Annotated in this window: 17 protein-coding genes and 1 riboswitch; of the genes, 1 reads left to right on the top strand and 16 read right to left on the bottom strand. The window is 44.6% G+C overall.

Translation table 11 applies throughout. From position 1 onward, the window contains the following. From cobM to PGZ10_RS02930, 16 genes are all read right to left on the bottom strand, one after another. Positions 1-777, bottom strand: coding sequence for a precorrin-4 C(11)-methyltransferase (gene cobM, locus PGZ10_RS03005; RefSeq protein WP_117555796.1), 777 nt, complete (start codon positions 775-777; stop codon positions 1-3). Further along, the gene (locus PGZ10_RS03000; protein WP_270540655.1) at positions 774-1,511 is read right to left on the bottom strand and encodes a precorrin-2 C(20)-methyltransferase; all 738 of its coding nucleotides are present in this window, start codon (positions 1,509-1,511) and stop codon (positions 774-776) included. The genes cobM and PGZ10_RS03000 overlap by 4 nt, the downstream gene beginning before the upstream one ends. Before the next feature lie 20 nt (positions 1,512-1,531). Continuing rightward, a complete protein-coding gene (gene cbiD, locus PGZ10_RS02995) occupies positions 1,532-2,668 on the bottom strand; it encodes a cobalt-precorrin-5B (C(1))-methyltransferase CbiD (protein WP_270247141.1) in 1,137 nt (378 codons plus the stop codon). 9 nt (positions 2,669-2,677) lie between these two features. Then, entirely contained in the window at positions 2,678-3,205 is a 528-nt protein-coding gene (locus PGZ10_RS02990; protein ID WP_118198747.1) for a cob(I)yrinic acid a,c-diamide adenosyltransferase, read from the bottom strand. Further along, positions 3,195-4,301, bottom strand: a complete 1,107-nt coding sequence (locus tag PGZ10_RS02985) for an ABC transporter ATP-binding protein (protein WP_270247140.1) — start codon at positions 4,299-4,301, stop codon at positions 3,195-3,197. Before PGZ10_RS02985 ends, PGZ10_RS02990 begins: the two co-directional genes overlap by 11 nt. Before the next feature lie 2 nt (positions 4,302-4,303). Then, positions 4,304-5,341 carry a FecCD family ABC transporter permease gene (locus PGZ10_RS02980; protein ID WP_270247139.1) on the bottom strand — a complete coding sequence of 346 codons (1,038 nt, stop codon included), beginning with the start codon at positions 5,339-5,341 and terminating at the stop codon, positions 4,304-4,306. Between the two features lie 15 nt (positions 5,342-5,356). Continuing rightward, entirely contained in the window at positions 5,357-6,562 is a 1,206-nt protein-coding gene (locus PGZ10_RS02975; RefSeq protein WP_270247138.1) for an ABC transporter substrate-binding protein, read from the bottom strand. A gap of 31 nt (positions 6,563-6,593) precedes the next feature. After that, complete coding sequence (locus PGZ10_RS02970) at positions 6,594-9,440, bottom strand: hypothetical protein (RefSeq protein ID WP_270540653.1); 2,847 nt, start codon at positions 9,438-9,440, stop codon at positions 6,594-6,596. Between the two features lie 276 nt (positions 9,441-9,716). Further along, positions 9,717-9,911: riboswitch (cobalamin riboswitch) on the bottom strand. Positions 9,912-10,206: 295 nt separating this feature from the next. Beyond that, a complete protein-coding gene (locus PGZ10_RS02965) occupies positions 10,207-11,907 on the bottom strand; it encodes a [FeFe] hydrogenase, group A (protein WP_270540651.1) in 1,701 nt (566 codons plus the stop codon). A gap of 12 nt (positions 11,908-11,919) precedes the next feature. Then, a complete protein-coding gene (locus PGZ10_RS02960) occupies positions 11,920-13,788 on the bottom strand; it encodes an NADH-quinone oxidoreductase subunit NuoF (protein WP_008371805.1) in 1,869 nt (622 codons plus the stop codon). Next, a complete protein-coding gene (locus PGZ10_RS02955) occupies positions 13,778-14,263 on the bottom strand; it encodes a complex I 24 kDa subunit family protein (protein WP_022220742.1) in 486 nt (161 codons plus the stop codon). Before PGZ10_RS02955 ends, PGZ10_RS02960 begins: the two co-directional genes overlap by 11 nt. A 253-nt stretch (positions 14,264-14,516) precedes the next feature. Further along, positions 14,517-15,440 (bottom strand): LysR family transcriptional regulator, encoded by a 924-nt coding sequence (locus tag PGZ10_RS02950; protein WP_181988834.1) that lies wholly within the window; start codon positions 15,438-15,440, stop codon positions 14,517-14,519. A gap of 62 nt (positions 15,441-15,502) precedes the next feature. Further along, positions 15,503-16,264 (bottom strand): precorrin-6A reductase, encoded by a 762-nt coding sequence (gene cobK, locus PGZ10_RS02945; RefSeq protein WP_270540649.1) that lies wholly within the window; start codon positions 16,262-16,264, stop codon positions 15,503-15,505. After that, positions 16,261-17,319 (bottom strand): cobalt-precorrin 5A hydrolase, encoded by a 1,059-nt coding sequence (locus PGZ10_RS02940; RefSeq protein ID WP_270540646.1) that lies wholly within the window; start codon positions 17,317-17,319, stop codon positions 16,261-16,263. Before PGZ10_RS02940 ends, cobK begins: the two co-directional genes overlap by 4 nt. Positions 17,320-17,324: 5 nt before the next feature. Then, entirely contained in the window at positions 17,325-17,663 is a 339-nt protein-coding gene (locus PGZ10_RS02935; protein ID WP_008371815.1) for a cyclic-di-AMP receptor, read from the bottom strand. Between the two features lie 141 nt (positions 17,664-17,804). After that, positions 17,805-18,491, bottom strand: coding sequence for an ABC transporter ATP-binding protein (locus PGZ10_RS02930; RefSeq protein WP_270202818.1), 687 nt, complete (start codon positions 18,489-18,491; stop codon positions 17,805-17,807). 218 nt (positions 18,492-18,709) lie between these two features. Between PGZ10_RS02930 and PGZ10_RS02925 the strand changes: the two genes are divergently transcribed. Beyond that, on the top strand, positions 18,710-19,864 hold the full coding sequence (locus PGZ10_RS02925) for a double-cubane-cluster-containing anaerobic reductase (protein WP_055246529.1): 1,155 nt from the start codon (positions 18,710-18,712) through the stop codon (positions 19,862-19,864). Positions 19,865-19,866 lie beyond the last annotated feature (2 nt).

Raw genomic sequence — 19,866 nt, 5'->3', positions numbered from 1 at the left:
TTACACATTTCCTGCACCTTCTTTTCCTTTGCCCTGTCTGAACTCTGTTGTAAACTCCGGATGATACAAAAGTGACCGTTCATACTCTCCGCCAAGCACCTCACCAACCACGATCAGTGCTGTCTTTGTAATTCCATTCTCCTTTGCTGTCACCGCAAGATCCTTCACCTTACATCTGCACACCTTTTCATCCTCCCAGGTTGCCTTGTAGACAATCGCAGCCGGAGTCTCCGGCTGATAACCGCCTTCGATCAGACGCTTTGACAATTCTTCCAGCATCCCGGTACTCAAAAAGATGACCATCGTTGCCTGGTGCGCAGCGAAACTTTCAATGGATTCTTTTTCCGGAACCGGCGTTCTTCCTGCCATCCGTGTGATTACCACAGACTGTGAAATCCCAGGAAGGGTATATTCTGCATTCAATGCAGATGCCGCTCCGCAAAAGGAGCTGACTCCCGGGCACACTTTATAAGAAATATTCTCCTTTTCCAGAAGATCCATCTGTTCTTTGATCGCACCATACAGACACGGATCACCGGTATGCAGACGGACAACTTTTTTTCCCTGCTTCTCTCCGGAAATCATCACTTCCGTCACTTCTTCCAGCGTCATCTTCGCACTGTTGTAGATCTGACAGTCCTTCTGACATACGGTAAGAAGTTCCGGATTTACCAGCGAACCGGCATACACCACAATATCCGCTTCCTCCAAAAGCTTCTGCCCCCGTACTGTGATCAGATCCACAGCACCGCTTCCTGCTCCAACAAAATGAATCATTTTTCTTTCTCCTTTGCTATTACAATCGAAAAATATCCCGCATCTTCCGGTATTTCTTCTGTGCATTTGTAAATTTTTTCTCCATCCAATCCGCAGTTCATGACCATTTTCGCCTGCTGTCCTTCCGCTTTCAGAACAGCTTTGACCTGCGCCATCTTTTTCCCAGTCTTCATAAGAACCTTCGTCCCCGGAAGCTTCAACTTTTCTTCAATCCCGTAGGATGCCGGAAGGACATGCAGCTCCTGCCGGTTCTCCGCAAGCGGGATCTCCAGCCTTGCTGCCACAGCACAAAAAGACGGAATCCCGGAAAATATCTCCCCCTGATATCCCATCTTTTTCAGTCTTTTATAAATATAAATTCCTGTCGAATACACGGTCGGATCTCCAAGCGTCAGAAAAACCAGATTCTTTCCTTTCTCCAGAAGCTCTGCCGCCTTTCTTGCACCCTCATCGTGTATCTCTTTCAGGAGTTTTTTTCCCTTGATCATTGGCATGGGAAGATAGAGCCGCAGCTTCTTTTTCGTCTCCGGCTCTGCCTCACACGCAATCCGATATGCCAGACATTCTTTTGCAAATGTCTCTTCTTCCCCCTCTTCCAGTTCCGGTTTCTTTAACTCCGGACTGCCAATTGGAAGTACCAATATCTGACACGCCTTAATCGCACGCATTGTCTTTATCGTCATCAGTTCCGGATCTCCCGGACCTACACCCGCAAGGTCAAATCTTCCTGCCATTTTTTGTCATACCTTTCTACCTATCCGATTTTCTCCCTTAATTCATCCACAAGCAACGTCTTCCCCAGAACTCCAAGCTCATCGGAAAACATCAGCGCCCCGACCTTCATCTTCTCGCCGGCACGCTTTGTCAGGTGATACTCGATTTTCTCCATAACCGTCCGCATCGTCTCTTCCAAAAGCCCTTTTTCTTCCAGGATTTCCAATGCTTCCTTCGTTGTAAAACACTCCATCAGAGCACACACTGTATCCCGGTCTGCCCCTGCCATTGCCGCATGGACGGCAAGCACTTCCATTCTTACATCTGCCTGTCTGGAATGAGTATTCATTACGCCTGCAGCGATCTTGACCAGCTTTCCGATATGTCCTACAAGCAGCAGTCCGTCCATCTTCAGCCGCACGCCGTCATCAATCGCATCCCCGATATAATTACTGCACTTCACCGCAAGCTCCTGGTCATATCCAAGCGTCTGCCTGAGAAAATCATTTCCATAATTTCCCGGTGTCAGATAACAATACCGGTGACCTTCATCACGAAGCATCTTCATTTCCATGAAAATAGTCTGCGTCAGTGCCTGTTCGCTCATCGGTTCTACGATCCCGGAGGTTCCAAGTACCGAAATCCCGCCTTCAATCCCAAGTCTTGGATTAAACGTTTTCTTCGCGATCTCCACGCCCTCCGGGATATAGATCACAATGTCTGCACCGCCATCCCATTCATATTTCTCAATCTGGCTTTGCACCGCTTCCCGGATCATCTGCCGTGGCACTTTGTTGATTGCTGCCTCTCCGGCTTCCTGCTCCAGCACCTTCCGGGTAAAGCGCCCGACTCCGATTCCACCATCTAAGGTCATTCCTTTTTCCTTTTTTTTCGTGACCTTGGCGTAAACGAAGATCCCGTTCGTCACATCCGGATCATCTCCGCTATCCTTCTGAATGGCACAGCTGACCGCTTCATTTTCTCTCTGGATCTCTTCCACTTCCAGATACAGTTCGATCCCTTTCGGTGTCATAAGAGATACCTGGCGGACTTCCTCCCCGGAAAAGAGCATTGCCGCTGCCGCCTTTGCTGCTGCCGCAGCACAGCTTCCCGTTGTGTATCCGCACCGCAGTTCTTTTTGATTTTTCCACACGACCTGCATCTTGTCCATTTCCATTTCGTCTCCTTAGTATTCGATGCCTTTCCTTGCCCGGATTCCTTTTTCAAAAGGATGCCGTACCATCTTAACCTCCGAAATATAATCTGCCAGCTCCAATAACTCATCTGACGGATCCCGTCCGGTCAGAACCACTTCCAGATTGTCCGGTCTGTCTTTTAAGAACTGCACCGCCTCTTCATTCGGAATCAGTCCATACCGGTATGCCGCCATAAATTCATCGATCACAAGCATATCATAATCCCCTGTGCTGATTTTTCTCTGGATCGTATTCCACAGCCTGCCATACATCTCTCGGACTTCTTCCTGTTCCTTTTCAGAAAGTGTCTTAAAAAATCCATAGCTTTTTTCCAGATGAAGTACCTCGATCTCCGGGATCTGATCCAGAATCTTCAATTCTCCTGAAAATTCATTTTTTAAAAAACGGGCAAACAGAACCCGCATACTGCTTCCAGCTGCGCGCACTGCAAGCCCTGTTGCCGCCGTCGTCTTTCCTTTTCCATCTCCACAGTAAATGTGCAAAAGTCTATTTTTCATATGATTCCAGCTTCCCCATTTCTTCTGCAAATACAAGCAGTTCTTTCATCTTCCGGTTGGTTGTCCCAATCACAATTCCTGCATTTATCACCTTTTTACACTGTCTGATCATCTGCTTTGCCCGTTCAAATGCACGATCGCTTACCGGCTCAAATGGCTCTTCTTCTATTACATTGACCGCCAGATGCTTTGCCAGATGATAGTCGATATCATTAGTATACAGGATTCCTGCCGAAAATGGAATCTTTGCTTTCTGAAGGTTTCGGTAAACAGGAATTCCACTGCCTCCGGAAGAGATCACAAATACTTCTGCCTCTCCCTCCGCCTTTGCAAGCTCCACACTTCCGAACAGCGGATCAAAATGCCCGTTGTCGATCTCATAAAGCTTCTGGATAAAATCTTCTTTAAAAATCGCCTCCGGCTCTCCATACCCGAAAATCGTATCTCCTTTAACGCACAGGATCTTATCTGAGATCTTCTGCGCCAGATCGATCTCATGGAGTGACATAATGACCGTGATCTGCTTTTCTTTCGCCATATTTTTCAAAATAGTAAGCAGCTCCAGCTTATAACGGATATCCAGAAAAGAAGTGGGTTCATCCAGAATCAGGACCTCCGGTTCCTGACAGATCGCTCTTGCCAGAAGGATCCGCTGTCTCTGCCCGTCACTGATCGCCTCAAAACTTTTTTCTGCGTATTCTGTTGCATGGACAATTTCCAGTGCTTCCTGTGTCTTCTTTTCATCTTCACGAGTTAATATCCCGAGCCGTCCTGTATAAGGATACCGCCCTGCTGCTACAACCTCATAGCAGGTCATCAGCTCCGGCTTTGCCCGCTGTGTCAGCACCACTGCCATCTGCGTTGCAAGCTCTTTGTAAGATAAGTCTTTCAGATTCTTTTCACCGATCGTTACCTTACCTCCAATGAGCGTAAGCTGCTTGATAATACTTTTTAAAATCGTAGATTTCCCGGAACCGTTTGGTCCGATCAGTGTCAATATCTCACCTTTTTTAATCTCTGTACAGATATCATGGATCAGTACATTTCCATGATATCCGACAGAAAGATCTTTCATCTGAAAATAGCTGTCACTCATATTTATTTCCCTTTTCTTCCTTTTATCATCATGAAAATTACGATCGGTGCACCAAAGATCGAAGTCACGGTACTGATATTCAGCTCCAGTGGTGCAAATGCCATACGCGCGATCAAATCACATCCCATACAGAACACCGCCCCTCCAAGGAATGTTGCCGGTATCACAACCAGCGGTTTTGCCGTCCCGAGAAGATGCTTGATCAGATACGGAACTGCGATTCCAACGAATGAGATCGGCCCTGCAAATGCGGTCACACATGCGGAAAATACACTTGAGAGCAGAATCAGAAGCACCCTGAACACACGGATATTGACACCCATGCTCTGCGCATACATTTCCCCAAGCTGATACGCTCCGATCGGCTTTGACAGGAAAAAGGTAAGGATCAGAGTGATTCCTACCATAAGCGCAGCTACCTTTACATTGCTCCAACTCATCCCTGAAAAGCTTCCCTGTGACCAGCCGTGCAGATTCACAATATCTGAATCCTCCGCAAAAGTCACAACGAAATCGGTTACTGCCGAGCAGATATAACCGATCATGATTCCACCAACCAGAAGGGTTGCCATATTCCGGATCTTCCTTGCAAGAAGCAGGATAAATCCGATAGAAAGCATGGATCCGGTAAATGCTGCAACAATCAGTACATAGGATGATACAGAGGTATAATATTTTAAAAAGATGATCATCGCCAGAGCGACCATCATCTTTGCACCCGAAGAAATCCCCAGTACATAAGGACCTGCGATCGGGTTGGAAAAAAATGTCTGCAATAAAAATCCGGAAAGGGCAAGTGCCCCTCCCAGAATTGCTGCTATCAGAACACGCGGAAGACGGATTTTCCAGATAATATTCATCTGCACCTGTGTTCCTTTTTTCAGAAACAGGATCCGTAAAATCTCAGGAACCGAGATCTGTACATTTCCGGTATTGATGTTCAGCACTACGATCATGCAAAAAGCTACTGCCAGCACCGCAAATACTCCCACATATCTTGTATTCCTTTTCCAGTTATTTTTCATTCCTGCCTGTCCCATTTTCTTCTCCGTTTTCTATTTTACATGGTATAAAAATGTCATCTTGCTTTCATTGCCGCCTGTCAGCATCAGATTCATATCCGTGATCAGTTCCCCGACGATATCGGTTGCCTGATACAGATATTTACCGGTACACCATACATTTCCTTCTTTGACTGCTTTGAAATCAGAAAAAAGTGCATCTTTTTCTTCCAGATCCTTTACACTGTTGATTGGATTATCGATACTTGAATTATAAATCAGATAATCTGCATCCGCCGCCTGTGCATAAAACTCTTCCATTGTAAGTTTTACTGCTGAGGTATTACTGTCATCGCCAGTCAGATCACCGAATACATATCTTCCACCGGCAAGTTCGATCATTTTCGGAATATAATCATCACTTCTTCTTACTACCACCGTTCCGTCACTGCTTACATAGAAAAATGCAACCGTCTTCTCGGTATTCTTAAAATCTTTGAGCGCATCGACATTTTCCACCTGCTTTTCAAAAAATGCATCCGCTGCATCTTCTTTATTCAGCATTGCTGCATAAAGTTTGATCCACTCAGTTCTTCCAAGGGGATGCGATTCATAGCTGGACCGGTCGATCATCACCGGGATATCCAGCGATTCGATCATCTCCTGTACCTTCGGTGTGTGAAGGATCATGGTCGATTCGATGGCAAGATCACAATCTTCATCCACCAGCATCTCATAATCCGGTTCACTGTATTTCCCGGCAAATTTCATTTTCCCGTCTTCCATCGCTTTCACCGCATTCTCAATATACCATCCGGAAGCCTGGGTACCTGTCATTGTGATATTATCCAGAGAATCTATCGCATTAAAAAGTGCCATCGCAGATGTTGCCGCAAGATAAATATGATCCAGCGGCTGCTGAAGGATTACGTAATCCTCATCAACTCCATCCGGCACATCCTGGTTCTCCGGAACGACCAGAAATTTTGCACCGTCTTTGATATCGATCATCTTATAGCCGTCTTTGTAGTAATATACCTGAAAACCTTCGGCGTATTCCAGATCCATCGTGGATTCATAGGTGAGTCCGTCAATCTCCGGACCTTTTTTTTCTTTGGCACTTTCTTTCGTACTGCTGCTTTCTGTTTTTTTTGTATCTGTTGTATTCTTTTTCATCTGCCTACATCCGGTCAGTGCTGCCGTTCCAAGCAGCACTGTACTCAAAAGAATACACCCCAAACGCATCGTTCTCTTTTTCATTTTCTACCTCTGTATCTAAAAAAGAATCTGCCTAGTTTATTGCAGAAGAATCTGCACTGTCTGTCTGCGCGAAAATTGCCTCGTAAACCTTGCTCCACTCTACTTTTGCATCATTCTTTTCCTCATCTGCTGACCGGTCAACGATCATCGGAATATCCAGAAGAACAAATTTTTCTGCCAGCTCTTCGTATCTCTTCTGCTGATCTTCTACCGACATTTTCTTCTCATTCTTTTCATCCGGAAGAATTTTATTGGAAAGGATTGCAAGATCACACTTACTCTTCATCAGTTTTTTATTTTCCGGTTTCTTATAGGTTCCTGCATAAATGATCTTCTTAGCTTTCATTGCTTTTGCAATGCCTTCTACCTTACAGTTCTTCTGTTTTACCCCTACTGATGTAATCTGGTCTGTTGCATTCAGCTTATCCAGGATTTCCAGTACTTCCTCTGAACCTACATATGCAGACTTCTTTGGCTTCTGGATCACGATCATTTCTTTGTCCAGACCTGCCGGAATTTCTGCGTCTTCCGGAACGATCAGATAACGGACGATCTTTGCTTTGTAAAGCGCAAGCTTTTCTTCCTGTGCCGGTGTCAGTCCGGAATCTGTATCTTCTTTTGTATCCTTTGTCTTGATTTCTTTTGTATCCTCATCTTTTCCCTGATCGATTTCTAAAAGAGTGATTCCCTGATCATAATGATAAATCTTGAAGTACTTAGCATGCTCTACCTTTGTCTCAGACTGATAAGAAAGTCCCATGATTTCCGGCGCTTTCTCATCCAGTGTATCTGCACTTAAATTGGTCTCCCCACTTACTGTAGTTCCGTCTGCTTTTGCTGCAGCACTTAGGTAAATGAAAATCGAATAGCTGATTTCATGCGCTGTTGACATCTTGGTTGTCATACCGATGATCGTATTGTTCTTGTTCAGTTCTACCGGAATGACAAATGTAGACGTACTTCCGGTTGCTGTCGGATAATAGGTATTTCCATTCGCCTTTACATAACCATAAGAACCACTGCTAAATACAATGGTAGCATATGCCTGACCGCCTGTCACGGTAATCTTGGTACAACTGATGCTGACCTTTCCGGTTCCACCTGACCAGGAAAATTTATCCGGTGTATAGACACCGTCTGCAAGTGTTGTTGCACTGTTTACACGGGCAGTTCCACCATTTAAATCTGCCTCGTATTTGGATTCTTTGTCCGGGGTCTGGTTTGTGCCTGTGCCTCCGGAAGTGGTGCCGGTTCCAAAGTTGGTGTTCTGGCTGGTGTTATTTCCCTGGTTGGTGTTGCCATTATTTCCAGTAGTTCCATTTGTGGAATTGCTATTATTCAGATTCTTCATGCCTGCTGAGGCGAATGTCAAGGTACGGTCATACCATATTTGCTTTTTATGAGAAAATGCTGCCACTGAAATTCCTGTGTCTAATAAAGAAACCGGAATCGTATAGGTATACATACCATTTTTGTCCACAACATAAGGAATCCACTTGGACTTATCTGCAAGTGCTGCTTCTGCACTTGTTCCTACATACAGATAATCATATCCTGTACCACTGAGTGTAATTTTTGCAGTCATCTCCCCATTTTTTGATGTTAAGATGCAATCCGTAACTTTAAACATGGATGAACTTGAAGTTACGTTTGCTTTATAAGAACCATCACTTACCTGAACATATTTGGTCATTCCTTCTGTCTTGAATGTTAATGTACGATCAAACCATTTACCACCTTTTTTCCCATGTGCTGCAATCTGAATCCCAGTATTCATGCTTTCCACCGGCACTGTAAATACACATTTTCCTTCTACAATTTCTTTAGGCGCAATTAACTGATCTTTTAAAGCTTTTTCAGCATCCTTAGCGGTTCCCACGTATAAATAATCATATCCTGTTCCACTAAGTGTAATATCTGCCTGCATCTTGCCACCAACAGATGTCAGCACGCAATTTACTACACGAAACATTCCACTCGCTGAAGCTGCATCAACATCTACTACATACTTTCCAGTATCCAGTACGTTCTTGTCCTCATTTCCTGGTTTCTGGTTTTCGCCACTTCCGGTTCCCGGTTTGCTATCTCCTGAATTGCCTCCCTGTTCAGGATTTTCTGTGTCGTCTTTTTTATTTTCTGCTGACGATGAGATATGAAGCGTGTAATCTCCGTCTGCTTTCCTACTCTCCCAACCGTTCTCTTGGCTATGTGGTACAAAGGCAACATCCGTTCCATCTGCTGACAGCGGAAGTTCAAATGAAAATAAATACCCTTTGCCTGTTCCTGTTCCAACTATCGCCTTTTCTTCTTTCCGTTCAACTGTATCAGCTTTACTTCCAATATAAATTTTATTGTAAGTTGTATTCTCTGTTTCTATCGAAACTTTCAGGTGATCATTTTCTTTTACAACAGAAGACGGTCCAAGCTTAAACATTGCAAAATCACTGGTAACATTTTTCGCTTCCTGCGTACTCACTTCTCCAGCATTTTGCGCAGTTTCTTCTGTTTTAACATCCTGCCTCTCAGAAACCTTCTCTTCGCTCTTTCCGTCTTCGCCCGCTTCTTTCTTCTCTGCCTCAGTTACATTCCCTGTTTCCGCATTTTCTTCTGCTTTCGGCTCTTCCTGACTCTTCTGCTTCTCGTCCGTTCCCTGTCCGGCAGTCGTTTCTTCTTCCTGTCCAGTCACTTCTGCAGCCGGCTGACCTGCTGCGTCTGCCGCACCGATTTTTCCGTCTGTTACTTCTACGGTCTGCTGACCTGATTCTGTATTTTCTACTCCTGCCACTGCACTGTCCTCAGCGTAAGCATAAGAAACCGGTGTAACCGACATTGCAACTGCCATGAAAAGTGCAAGAAATTGTTTTGAATTCCTCTTCATAATCCAACTATTCCTCCTGATGTCCTGATCTTTTGTCGCTTGACAGCTCGATGATGTACATTCGCCAAATTCAGATCCTTGTGCAAACACAAATCTGCACCTGGCTCATCGTATGCAAAAAAAATCTGCTTCCTTTTTCCTGAAAGCAGATTTCACCTACACCCTCTGCCACCGGAACTCTTCTCCGTATATATGGCAGCACAAAAATCCTGCTTTCATACTCTGTATGAAGCAAGATATCATTTCTTTGTGTATGTAAACGCGCTTTCATCGGAAGCAATTTACTCTCTTTCAGCAGGTCTCCTGGCTTATGGATCCTAACAAAGCTGCACCTTCTCACATTTTTATGCAATGGCATGCCGCCGCTTTACTCCTCATTTACAGTGACCGGATCGCTCAGGACTTTCACCTGATTCCCTTTTAAGCCGACCAGAAATTCTTCTGCCTAGCACTGAAAAAGTTTCTTTATTTATTCTTACTCACTATAACAGATATGTTTCTTCTTGACAAGAGCCATCTTTCCTGGTTTATTTCCCTATTTTTTCCAAACTCTCCATTAAAAATCCCGGAAGTTTTTGTTTCAAAATCGGCACCTTAATGCCTATATGTTTATCATAATTTCATGACCTACTTCATTTATATATAGAAAGCGAAGGGGATCGAAATGAGAAAAAAGTGCCAGTGAATGTATGGAAATGCTCTGAAATAAGACAATGCAGCCGCCAGATCGACGACTGCATTGTCTTATACTCTTTTTCGTACAATTTTATTTTTTCGCTGCCTCAAAATTACGATGAAGTAATTCGTGGGTCTTTCCTTTCAGAAGTTCATCATATAATGACAGGATCAGCGGATTCTCATTCGACTTCTTAATCTGCGTATTGATATCGGTATCATACAGGCCTTTGCTTCTGGCTATCCTGCTTCTCGGACCTGCCGGGACTGGCTGTCCGCCACCCATGATACATCCGCGCCTGCATGCCATAACCTCAACAAAGTCGTAATGTACCTCGCCCTTCTGGATCTTCTTCATCAGCGCATCTGCATTTCCAAGTCCACTGACAACAGCTGCATGGATAGTACGTCCGTTGTAATCAAACTCTACTTCTTTCAGTCCTTCTTCTCCACGAACTCCACTGAATTTGATCTTATCCATTTCCACACGGTTATGTCCTTCACGAAGGCGCCTGAGTACGGCTTCTGTCACACCACCGGTTACTCCGAAGATCACACCTGCACCAGATCCGATACCAAACGGCATATCGGATGCTTCGATCTCCAGATTTTCAAAGCGGATACCGGATTTCCGGATCATTGTAATCAGCTCTGTTGTAGTCAGTACATAATCAATATCCCGTTTTCCATTCGTGGAAGATTCCGGTCTTAAAATCTCTTCTTTCTTTGCAGTACACGGCATGATCGATACAGAAACGATTCTCTTTCCACCATTCTTTTCCGGATCCTTATAGTATTCACGGATCACAGCACCAAACATCTGCTGCGGTGAACGGCAGGTTGACAGATTTTTTGCCAGATCCGGATAACGGTTCTCACAGAATTTTACCCATGCCGGACAGCAGGATGTAAATAATGGGAGATTTTCTCCGGATGCAAGTCGTTCAAGAAGCTCTTCAGATTCCTCGATCACCGTAAGGTCTGCACCATAAGAAGTATCATAAACTTCATCAAATCCAAGGCGGTGCAACACATTGACGAGTTTTCCCATCACATTTTCCCCTCTTGGAAGGCCGAACTGATCGCCGACTGCGACCCGGACTGCCGGTGCGATCTGTGCGATCACCTTTGTATTCTTATCTGCAAGAAGGTCCCAGATCACTTCGATATTGGTATTGATACTGATCGCACCTGTAGGACAGACAACCCTGCACTGTCCACAGTTTACGCAGTCTGTCTCTGCAATCTTTTTGTTAAATGCCGGTGTTACCAGAGCCTTTGTTCCCCGGTATGCAAAATCAATCGCATTAACAGACTGTACATTGTCGCACATACGGACACAGTCACCACAGAGAATACATTTATTCGGGTCACGCACGATTGACGGTGAACTGAAATCCAGTGGATACTGTTCTTTTGTATTTTCAAATCGGACGGTTGTGACGCCCATACGGTGTGCCAGCGCCTGAAGCTGACATTCTCCACTCTTGATACAGGTTGTACAGTCTCTGCAATGTGCAGCAAGTAAAAGCTCCAGAATCATCTTACGATATTTCATAAGACGCGGAGTATTCGTGTAAATGACCATCCCATCTCTTGGCGGTTCTGAACAGGATGCAAACGTCTTTCCTCTCTCATCTTCTACGGTACACAAACGACAAGCTCCATACACAGACAGTTCTGAATGGTAGCAGAGTGTCGGTATATCTATATCTGCATTACGGATGACAGAAAGTACATTCGGCTCATCTGTAAACTCTACCTTCCTTCCATCTATTGTCATATATCCCATGACTCATTCCTCCTATTTCTCGATATGAATTGCTTTAAACGGACACTGTTCCATGCAGGCTCCGCACTTGATACATTTCTCCTGATTGATATGATAAGGAGATTTCAGCACGCCTTCAATTGCACCTGCCGGACAGTTTCTTGCACACTTCGAGCAGCCCTTGCATATCTCCGGATCGATCTGGAATTTACGCAGATTTGAACAGACACCTGTCCGGCAGCGTTTCTCGTTGATATGTTCCAGATATTCCTCTTCAAATGCATTCATGGTACTGATAACCGGTTTCGGTGCGCTCTTTCCAAGTCCGCAAAGCGCCGTACTCTCAATCATATCTGCCAGTTCACGAAGCTCGTCCATATCGGATGGTTTTCCGTTTCCTGCTACAATACGCTCCAGGATTTCAAGCATTCTCTTTGTACCTTCACGGCAAGGAACACATTTTCCACAGCTTTCTCTCTGTGTAAAACTCATGAAGAATCTGGCAACCTCTACCATACAGGTATCCTCGTCCATGATAACCAGACCGCCCGAACCGATCATTGCCCCGATCTTCGCCAGTGAATCAAAGTCCATCTTACTGTCCAGCTGATCCTCGGTCAGACATCCACCGGACGGACCACCGATCTGTACTGCTTTGAATTTCTTGTCATTCTGGATTCCACCGCCGATGTCATAAATAACTTCGCGCAATGTAATTCCCATTGGTACTTCGATCAGTCCTGTATTTCTTACATTACCGGTCAGTGCAAATGCTTTCGTTCCGGGACTCTCTGGTGTACCGATTCCTTTGAACCAGTCTGCACCATTTGTTACGATCATCGGAACATTGGCATAGGTTTCTACGTTATTAAGAACAGTTGGTCTTGCCCATAATCCCTGCTCTACTGTACGTGGCGGTTTTACTCTCGGCATTCCACGTTTTCCTTCAATGGATGCCGTCAGTGCGCTGCCTTCTCCACAGACGAATGCACCTGCACCACGGTTGATATGTAAATGGAAACTGAAATTGGTTCCAAGAATGTTGTCTCCTAAAAGTCCGATTGCCTCTGCCTGGCTGATCGCTGTCTTCAGTCTTTCAATCGCAAGCGGATATTCTGCACGTACATAGATATAGCCTTCCTGTGCCTGTACTGCATATGCTGCGATCATCATGCCCTCGATCATACGGTGCGGATCACCTTCCATGATACTTCGGTCCATAAATGCACCCGGATCACCTTCATCACCATTGCAGACCACATAGCGGATCTTTTCTTTCTGGGAAGCAACCTGCTGCCACTTTCTGCCGGTGCGGAATCCGGCACCTCCACGTCCACGCAGATTCGAATCATAGATTGTCTGGATCACTGCTTCCGGTGTCATCTCAAAGAGTGCCTTTTCGATTCCGGCATAAGCACCGACTGCAAGTGCACCCCCAATATGCTCTGCGTCGATATGTCCGCAATTCTTCAGTACCAGTCTGGTCTGCTTTGCGTAGAACGGAATCTCTTCCTGTGACGGATAGGTCACTCCATCCATCTTGTAGAGAAGTCGCTCTACCGGTCTGCCACCCAGGATTGTTTCGTTATAAATCTCTTCGCAGTCTTCCAGTTTTACTTTAATATATAAATAATTATATGGCTCAATTCTTACCAGAGGTCCCATCTCGCAGAAGCCATGACATCCACTCTTCATAACCTTTGTATGTGCGATTTCTTCCCCGATCTTTACTTCTACCCCTGTATGATCTTTTGTCAGTTCTTTTAACTTTTCATAAATCTTGCCTGATCCACTTGCCAGACATCCGGTTCCCCCGCAAACCAGTACTCTGCAGTCAGCCGATTGTTTTTTCTGACATTCAATACGATATTCCTTCAGTTCCGTTCTGTTTTCAATTTTCATTTTCTTCACCTCTCAGTTCTTCAAGAAGTTTGATTACCTTCTCCGGTGACATCTTCGGATGTACTTCATCATTAACTGTGATCGCAGGTGCAAGTCCACAGGCTCCAAGACAGGATACAGTCTCTACTGTAAAAAGCATATCGTCTGATGTATGCTTGTGCTCATTTAACCCCAGCTCTTTATACAGCGCTTCCAGGATCGGAATGGATTTACGCACATGACAGGCTGTTCCGTCACAGACCTTGATCACATACTTTCCTTTCGGTTCAAATGAAAAATTCTCATAAAAGCTTGCCACACTGTACGCTTTTGCCTCTGTAATCCCAATCTGTTTTGCTACATAGGTAAGCAGTTCCGGTGGAAGATAACGGTATTCCTCCTGAATATCCTGAATGATCGGTATCAAGGAGCGTTCCTCCCTTGTATGCATGGCAATGATCTCATCCGTTTTCTGATAATAAGATGCATCTAACATTCCATTTCCTCCTTCGTCATATTGTACATTTCCTTCTTATTATTCTATCATTTTTATGACATTATAACATATATTTATAGTTTTCGTTTATACATTTCATATATGATAGCTATATATTTTCCAATATATAATAATACAAGAATCAAAAGTATCAGTATTTATGAATAGACGGATAAATGTGTACCCAGCTCATCAAATACACAAAAAGAGCAGAATGGATATATCTTGGTCCGATATATCATTCTGCTCTCATTTACATCATTTCACGGATTGTTTCTTTTAAATGCTCAATAAATTCTCTTTCGTACAATTTTTTCTGATAACCCTTTTTGTAGATCAGCACATCCCGGATCATCTGTCCGGAAAATCCGGCATGCTTCTGCACCAGATTGTAGTTTTTCCTTAATTTTTCCGGTACTGGCGATACCCACATATAACTGTTTTTTACTTCCCGCAAAATATCAAACTGGCTTCCCCTTTCAAAAATATAAATTTTATTATGTGGATGAAGCGACTCTCCATTCTCACTCAGCTCGGTGTATTCTCCGGTCGGAAGTTTCCAGTCCCCATGCAGGATTTCCACACCATCTTCCAGTTCTTCTCTTGTCTTTAACTCCCTCTTTGCAAGATCTCCATCCGCAGAAGTTAAGATCATATACGGAAGCTCTGCCAGAAGTTCTGCATCCAGCCCTTTCAGATCAAGAAGCGACTGAAAATAAGGTTCATTCTCGCACAGATACCGGATGATTCCCATGGAATACCCGTTCTGCAACACATTTTCAATGGCATGCATAGAACTGTTTTCCTGAAATTCTGCTTTGATCGCCGTTTCCTTGCTCTGCATTCCGATAAACTCTGCAAATGCACTGGAAATGTAACTTGCCCTCGGAACAGTAATCTTAAATGAGAGATTTTCTTTCCCAAGATCACTGCAGTCCCTTTTCATTTCCTCTATTTCGTAAAGGATCCTTTTGGCATACTCCAGAAATTTCTGTCCTTCTCTTGTCGCCTTAACTCCCTTTGACGACCGCTCAAAGATAGAAATTCCAAATTCCCGCTCCAGATGCTTGATCGCTTTACTAAGATTTGGCTGCGCCACATAAAGTTCCTTCGCCGCCTTTGAAATTGACCCACTCTTATCGATTTCAACTACATAATGCAAATCTGTCAGATTCATCTTCCCCATCTGCCTTTCTGATCTCTGACTTTATCTCCCCACAACTATTTTCTGAACTTTTATTACAGATTCTTTTCCAGCCATTTACAGACTTCTGAAAATGTTCTCCCTGTTTCTTTTGGTCTTCCTACCGCAACAAGAACTGCCCCTGTTTCCTTCGCTGCCTGTACCTTTTCTCCAAAGCCTCCGGCTTTTCCCGATTCTTTGGTCACAAAGTATTTCGCGCCTGTCTGATGGATCGTAGCCACGTTCATTTCCTTTGAAAATGGTCCCTGCATTGCAATGAGATGCTTTCCTTCAAAACCAAGCGCGACCGACTCCATAACCGCCTGCTCCGTAGAGAGGACTCTTGCAAAACAGCGCTCTTTATACTCCGTAAGCTTTGTATATTTTATCAGTTCCTTGCTTCCGGTGGTAATCAGGATCTTTCCTTCTGTATTTTGCAGATATTCCACCGCATCTTCAACCGACTGCGCCCAGATCACCCTATCCGCTTCATCCGGCACTGCTTCCATCTTCTCCCGCAGGCAACGCAGATACTGCACACCGGAGATTTCGCAGGCCCTCCTTATCTCCCCAGTCACAAGTTGTGCAAATGGATGGGTTGCATCGATCACCAGATCGATCTGCTTTTCCTTTATCATCTCTGCCATCTGCTTCTGATCCATACGTCCAAAACAGACTTCCGCATTCTCATGCTCTCCGGTACATTCTTTTCCATATTCGGTTGCGGCACTGACATAAACTTTTACATTTCTTCCATCTAGAAATTCCGTAATCCGCCTTCCCTCTGTTGTCCCTGAAAATATTAAAATCCGCTTCATATTCTGATCCTTACCTTCTTTTCTGCCACTGCTATTGTCACCCGATTCATGCACTGCTTCGGCATCAGAAGCCTGCCATCCTCTCCGGCTGCAAGGATCGCCGCCCGCTCACAGACATTGTCCACACCCGTGACCTTCCTGACAAACTCCGAATGGGAGCTGACACATTTAACTTTTCCCAACTCTTCTGCTGAAAACGTGTAAAATGGAAGCTTCCACTTTGCCGCATAAGAAAGTAATCCCTCTTCTTCTTTTTTCAAATCAATACTGTCGATCTCAATGACTTCCTTTTCTGTAAATCCAAGGATCTTTTTTGCCTCATTGACCGCGCTTTGGATTTCTTCTTCGGAAATCCCTTTGCGACATCCGATTCCCAGCACCAGGTTCTTCGGCGGAAGATCCAGAATCGTCTCTTCTTCCCGCCTTTCACCACTTCTTCCTGCAATCCGGATTCCATATGGATAGTTTCTGAGAAACTCTTCTGTTTCACATAGCTTTAATTCTTCCGGAAGCTTTCCTTCTACTGGAAATACACTGTAAAGTCCAATCTTATTCCCATCCAGAACCACAGCTGAAATCTCCTTTGCCTTTTTCCGGTCTGTCAGTACCAGACCATTGCTTTTTGCAAATACATCTACTGCAAACTTTTGTTCTACATCCGTTGCTGTAGTAAGTACTGCCTGCGCATTTATTTTCTCCGCGATTTCCTTTGCAAGCTCTACAGCTCCGCCCACATGTCCCGACAGGAGCGGAATCACATAGCTTCCTTTTTCATCCATCACCAGAACCGGCGAATCGGTAAATTTGTCTTTCACATGAGGGGCGATCATCCGCACTGCGATTCCTGCCGCCCCGATAAAAAACAAAGCCTTCTCTCCCCAGAGGCTGCCTATCCAGCTTTTCTTATCTTCCGGAAAAGCATGAAATCCGTATAATCTGCAAAACCGTGTCAAAGTATACACTTTGACACGGTATCCGCTTTGTATGAAATTCTCTCTGACTTTACAGGCCATCTGACAGCCTGCATCTGTAAAACTCAAGATTACAATTTCCATAAACTTTAGTATTTCTCCATCTGCTCCACGTTCAGTACAAAAATCGTACTTCCGCCTACCTGCACATTGATCGGAACGGACGGTGCTGCGCTCATGCTACTCTGTCCTGAGATCAATGCCGGGTTTGCATAAGTGATCGTCTTTCTTTCGCCAGAATTCTTCTTGATGATCTTCAGTGCCTCTGCTACCTTCTCATCATCCACTACAACCATGATCGTGGTGCTCTTTTTCTTCAGAAATCCACCGGTTGTAGCCAGCTTTGTTACCATGTATCCGGCAATATTCAGTTCCTCTATCGTCTCCAGTTCATCATCCTTATGCAGGATCGCCATAATCATCTTCATACAAAAACCCTCCTGTCTTATCTGGCTTTTGATGCCAGATCCCTTTTTCTTTTATTTTACCGCATTTACCTGGAAAGGTAAACGAAAATGTTGCATTTTAAAAGATTAGTTGAAATCCAAAACGAACTTTAACTTTGTGCATTACCTGTTACAATAATCTTCTTCAATCCTGCCATCCAGTATCCGGATCACCCGGTGTGCCTGACTGGCAATCTCTTCATCATGTGTGATGATAATAACCGTTCTGCCTGACCTGTGCAGTTCTTTCAGGATTTCCATGATCTCCTGTGTTGATTTTGTATCCAGATTGCCGGTCGGTTCATCGGCAAGAATGATCGGCGGTTTTGCGGCAACCGCTCTTGCCACCGCAACTCTCTGCTGCTGTCCTCCGGACATTTCATTCGGCTTATGCTTCATCCGGTCTTCCAGACCGACACTTTTCAGGGCTTCCATCGCAAGTTGCTTTCTCTCATTTTTTGACACCCCGCGGTATACCAGCGGAAGCTCTACGTTTCCAACTGCATCCAGATTACTGATCAGGTTGAATCCCTGGAAAATGAAACCGATCTCTTTATTCCGCACATCTGCAAGCTGATTATCTGTCATACTCGCCACATCCTGCCCGTCCAGAACATACTTGCCGGAAGTCGGTGTATCCAGACAGCCGAGCATATTCATCAGCGTTGATTTTCCCGATCCTGAATGTCCCACAATCGCAACCAGGTCTCCTTTTTCGATATCCAGATCGATCCCGTCAAGTGCACGGACTTCATTCTCACCCGGATTGTAGATTTTCTTCATATTTTCTATATGAATCAATGCCCCCATAAATGTTCTCCTTTTCTTTTCGCTCTACTTTACGTTCCTGTTTTCAATATACCTTATTTTGAATCCAATCACAATGCTATCCTCCTGGCATCATGAATTCTTAAGAATTTCCATTGAAAACATCTTTAAATTTCCTTCTTTATAAAAAAAATCAATTATACATCTCGTTTAAAAATACTTATGATAAAACTATCATTTCTAAAAAAGGAGATCTGAAAATGACCAATTTAAAATTACCGGAAGATTTTGAAACCTATCCGGAAGCAAGAAAGAATGCTTTTCTGAAAATGAAAGAGCTGAAGGAGTCCGGGCGCAGAATTGTCGGAGTTTTCTGTACCTACACCCCATGGGAACTGATTGAAGCTGCAGACGCAGCTGCAGTTGTACTTTGCGGGATCGGAGATGACAATATCCCGATTGCAGAGACCAGACTGCCACAGAACCTTTGTCCTCTGATCAAGGCAAGCTACGGTGCCGCCCTCGCTGACCGCTGTCCATTCTTCTATTTTTCGGACATGGTGCTCGCAGAGACAACCTGCGATGGAAAAAAGAAAATGTATGAACTGATGTCCGAGCTTAAGCACTGCCATATTATGCAGCTTCCGCCAGGAAAAACAGGCCGCGGTGCGCTGGAATTCTGGAAACAGGAGGTAATCAGCGTCAAAGAAGATCTGGAGGATTTCTATCACATAAGGATCACAGATGAGCAAATCCGCAAAGCAATCCATCTTCGCAACCGGGAACGCAAGGCCGTCCTTGACTTCTTTGAGATTGGACGCTTAAAACCGACTCCGATTACCGGTTATGAGATCAATACGGTTATTTCCTCGAACGAATTCACGGTTGATCTGGAAGAAAAAATCAAATACCTGGAACACCGTACCGCTGAGCTTAAGGAGCTTTATGAAAAGGAATATAAAGGCAAACCATCCCGTCCGAGAGTTCTCATTACCGGATGTCCGACCACCGGCGTGATCGACAAAATTGTACGCCAGATTGAAGAACTCGGAGCAGATGTTGTCGGCTTTGAGAACTGTTGCGGTCCACGTGAGAAAAAAGATCCGATTGATGAGACAAAGGATCCAATCACTGCAATCGCCGAAAAATATCTTCGTGTAAACTGTTCGGTCATGAGTCCGAACCCGGGACGTCTCGAGGCGCTTGATGCCCAGATTGATGAATATCAGGTAGATGGTGTCGTTGAGGTCCTTCTGCAGGCATGTCATACCTTTGCCATTGAGTCCGATGCGATCCGCACCTTTGTCACCAAAGAAAAAGGACTTCCATATATTGCGATCAATACAGACTATTCTTCTGGTGACCAGGCACAGATCAATACAAGACTCGGGGCATTTATCGAAATGCTCGGTTAAAA

The sequence above is a fragment of the Coprococcus sp. AF102-57 genome (assembly GCF_027686195.1).
GTDB classification, from domain to species: Bacteria; Bacillota; Clostridia; order Lachnospirales; family Lachnospiraceae; genus Allocoprococcus; species Allocoprococcus comes.
Note: the sequence above shows the minus strand (reverse complement) of the source record. Positions and strands in the feature narration are given on the sequence as shown.

Bases quoted from the DNA above. Each gene is read 5' to 3' on its own strand.
- cobM (WP_117555796.1), bottom strand. From the start codon at position 777: ATGATTCATTTTGTTGGAGCAGGAAGCGGTGCTGTGGATCTGATCACA.
- PGZ10_RS03000 (WP_270540655.1), bottom strand. From the start codon at position 1,511: ATGGCAGGAAGATTTGACCTTGCGGGTGTAGGTCCGGGAGATCCGGAA.
- cbiD (WP_270247141.1), bottom strand. From the start codon at position 2,668: ATGGAAATGGACAAGATGCAGGTCGTGTGGAAAAATCAAAAAGAACTG.
- PGZ10_RS02990 (WP_118198747.1), bottom strand. From the start codon at position 3,205: ATGAAAAATAGACTTTTGCACATTTACTGTGGAGATGGAAAAGGAAAG.
- PGZ10_RS02985 (WP_270247140.1), bottom strand. From the start codon at position 4,301: ATGAGTGACAGCTATTTTCAGATGAAAGATCTTTCTGTCGGATATCAT.
- PGZ10_RS02980 (WP_270247139.1), bottom strand. From the start codon at position 5,341: ATGGGACAGGCAGGAATGAAAAATAACTGGAAAAGGAATACAAGATAT.
- PGZ10_RS02975 (WP_270247138.1), bottom strand. From the start codon at position 6,562: ATGAAAAAGAGAACGATGCGTTTGGGGTGTATTCTTTTGAGTACAGTG.
- PGZ10_RS02970 (WP_270540653.1), bottom strand. From the start codon at position 9,440: ATGAAGAGGAATTCAAAACAATTTCTTGCACTTTTCATGGCAGTTGCA.
- PGZ10_RS02965 (WP_270540651.1), bottom strand. From the start codon at position 11,907: ATGGGATATATGACAATAGATGGAAGGAAGGTAGAGTTTACAGATGAG.
- PGZ10_RS02960 (WP_008371805.1), bottom strand. From the start codon at position 13,788: ATGAAAATTGAAAACAGAACGGAACTGAAGGAATATCGTATTGAATGT.
- PGZ10_RS02955 (WP_022220742.1), bottom strand. From the start codon at position 14,263: ATGTTAGATGCATCTTATTATCAGAAAACGGATGAGATCATTGCCATG.
- PGZ10_RS02950 (WP_181988834.1), bottom strand. From the start codon at position 15,440: ATGAATCTGACAGATTTGCATTATGTAGTTGAAATCGATAAGAGTGGG.
- cobK (WP_270540649.1), bottom strand. From the start codon at position 16,264: ATGAAGCGGATTTTAATATTTTCAGGGACAACAGAGGGAAGGCGGATT.
- PGZ10_RS02940 (WP_270540646.1), bottom strand. From the start codon at position 17,319: ATGGAAATTGTAATCTTGAGTTTTACAGATGCAGGCTGTCAGATGGCC.
- PGZ10_RS02935 (WP_008371815.1), bottom strand. From the start codon at position 17,663: ATGAAGATGATTATGGCGATCCTGCATAAGGATGATGAACTGGAGACG.
- PGZ10_RS02930 (WP_270202818.1), bottom strand. From the start codon at position 18,491: ATGGGGGCATTGATTCATATAGAAAATATGAAGAAAATCTACAATCCG.
- PGZ10_RS02925 (WP_055246529.1), top strand. From the start codon at position 18,710: ATGACCAATTTAAAATTACCGGAAGATTTTGAAACCTATCCGGAAGCA.